Origin of the sequence: Alteromonas marina (genome assembly GCF_000808575.1) — a bacterium.
Classification (GTDB): Bacteria; Pseudomonadota; Gammaproteobacteria; order Enterobacterales; family Alteromonadaceae; genus Alteromonas; species Alteromonas marina_A.
In genome coordinates, this window is sequence record NZ_JWLW01000051.1 from 1 (window position 1) to 2,334 (window position 2,334).

1 protein-coding gene and 1 pseudogene are annotated in these 2,334 nt (G+C 41.5%); both read left to right on the plus strand.

Features of this window, described 5'->3' with window-relative positions; genetic code table 11:
- A pseudogene (locus RJ41_RS19205) lies at positions 1-1,636 on the plus strand (hypothetical protein); the annotation flags it as partial.
- Positions 1,629-2,334 (plus strand): thrombospondin type 3 repeat-containing protein (locus RJ41_RS14695; protein ID WP_039222382.1); only part of this gene is annotated, 706 nt, incomplete at its 3' end. The pseudogene RJ41_RS19205 and the gene RJ41_RS14695, both read left to right, overlap by 8 nt.

The window sequence follows — 2,334 nt, forward strand, 5'->3', positions numbered from 1 at the left end:
CTATGGTGGCGATAACAACATATCCAGAGGCACAACAGCGATACTAATACTGGAGGGGAAATCCACTCTTAGTAATATCGATATTTCTCATGTTTCCGACACATCTGGTAATTCCGACAAAGCTTTTGGACTTTATTTAAACGGGACACCTGAAATAAAAGCAAGCGGCATTATTTCAATTTCAAACACAGAAAGTTGGAATATTTACGCTTCCATACAAAACTCGGTTAATTTCGACAATGTTCTATCTATCAATGGGCAGCAAGACTCTCTTGGAATCTTTGGCGCCAGTGGCGGGCGGCTTTATGTAAGACAAGCTAATTGGTTTGACAGTTCAGGGCCATTTCACGCGTCGGAAAATGTGAAAGGAAAAGGCGCGCAAGTAAGCGGTAATGTTTCATACAAGTGGTGGAAGGGTGATGATTCTGACAATGATGGCTTACCTGACTATTGGGAAAATGAACATGGCAGTAACCCTAATTTGTCCAATAATACACTTTCTGACGTGGACGGTGATGGTTTAACGTTAATGGAAGAGTATGAGTTGGGTACAAATCCCAATTCAATAGACACGGATGGAGATGGCCTACCAGATAACTGGGAAGTAGATAATGGCCTAGACCCTATTCATTCAGACGACGCCAATGTAGACACTGATAATGATGGTCTTACAAACCAAGAAGAACTAGAAGCAGGCACAGACCCAACTAATCCAGATAGTGACGGGGACGGTGTAGTCGATGGCATAGATGAATTACCAAACGATGAGAATGGTGTTTCTGACTTTGATGGTGATGGTATTGCAGACCGAATAGATACTGACGATGATGACGATGGAATGCCAGACGAGTGGGAGTTCAAGTATGGTTTGGATAGTAAAAACCAAAGTGACGCCTCTATCGATAACGATAACGACGGCACTACCAATCTTGAAGAATATACAAATGGAACTAACCCAAATATTTCAGATAATCTCACATCTGAATATCAGCTGGTCACTTTTAAACAGAACAGCTTAATAACATCGGTAAATTCCGATTTTTACGTAGATATCTCTTATGATGTGACGGATTTGAATTACGACCTTTCAGGGGCCTTTATTGCTGTTTTTTATGATAGTAGCGCGCTCACTTTTGTAGCTCTAGAGCATGTACATCAAGGCAGCTTTGTCAATGTATCCCCTATTAACGAAGATATTGAAGATATTGATGCTAACGCTAGTACAGATTCATATATTACTCTGCGGTGGGATGATTCTAACTACCAATGGCCAGGGGCATCAGTTAATAAGCTAGCAAAGTTAAAGTTCAAATTAGGTGATGTTACAGATAATTCGCAAATCGTAATGAAAGGCGTATCTTCCGCGACATCATCTTCTGGCGAAGTCTATGGAGTAAAACCGCAATATTTACGAATCCGTAGCGGAAAAAGTTTTGATTTAGATATAAACGGCGATGGGAAAGTAGATGCACTGACTGATGGTCTAATTTTTAACCGTTTTATGCTTGGTTTTTCAGAGGAAAAAATTGCAACTGAAAACGAAATGATTGAAAGCACTCGGTCGAAAAGCGAAATGTATGAGCTTCTTCAGGAGATGTTATCGAGAGGAGATTCTGAGGAAGCTGCTAATGATTAAGAGGCTCTTGGGCACGTTAGCCTTAACAACTGTTAGCATGACCACTCAGTGTTCAGAGCTTTACTTTAAACTTGTGACCCCGAGAAGTATGGAGAGTGAAACAAAGATCACTGCTTCAATAGAGTTAAATTTAAGTTTGGACTCACCTGAAGTTCACGGTCTAGCTGTAAAAGTATTCTTTAATAGTGACTTGGTTAAAACAGTACAAAGTGAAGACAATAAACTAGTGGGCTTCTTAGGTAGCAGCCAGCTTGTTGAAGATTCTACAGACGAAGATAAAAATACACAGACTACTCATTTTGTCACGCTTGCATGGATATCTCCAGAATTACCACTTCCGCTCGAAAACGGGATGATAATTTCAGATATAAGAGTAGAAGCAGAAGAACTCGACAATTTAGAATTAACGCTTATACCAAATGAGTTGCCCGGCATTAAGACCTTTCCGAATATAAGTATCTTGCATACTGAACTCGAAGATAAGGACGCTGATACAATCTTAGACGAACTAGACAACTGCCCAACCATTGCCAACCAAGATCAGCTAGACACTGACAGCGATGGCTTAGGCGATGCCTGCGACAGCGATGACGACAACGACGGCATGCCGGATGTGTATGAAGCGCGTGTGGGCTTAAATCCACTAGTGGCTGATGCCGATGGCGATGCCGACGGTGACGGCCTGACTAACCTTGAAG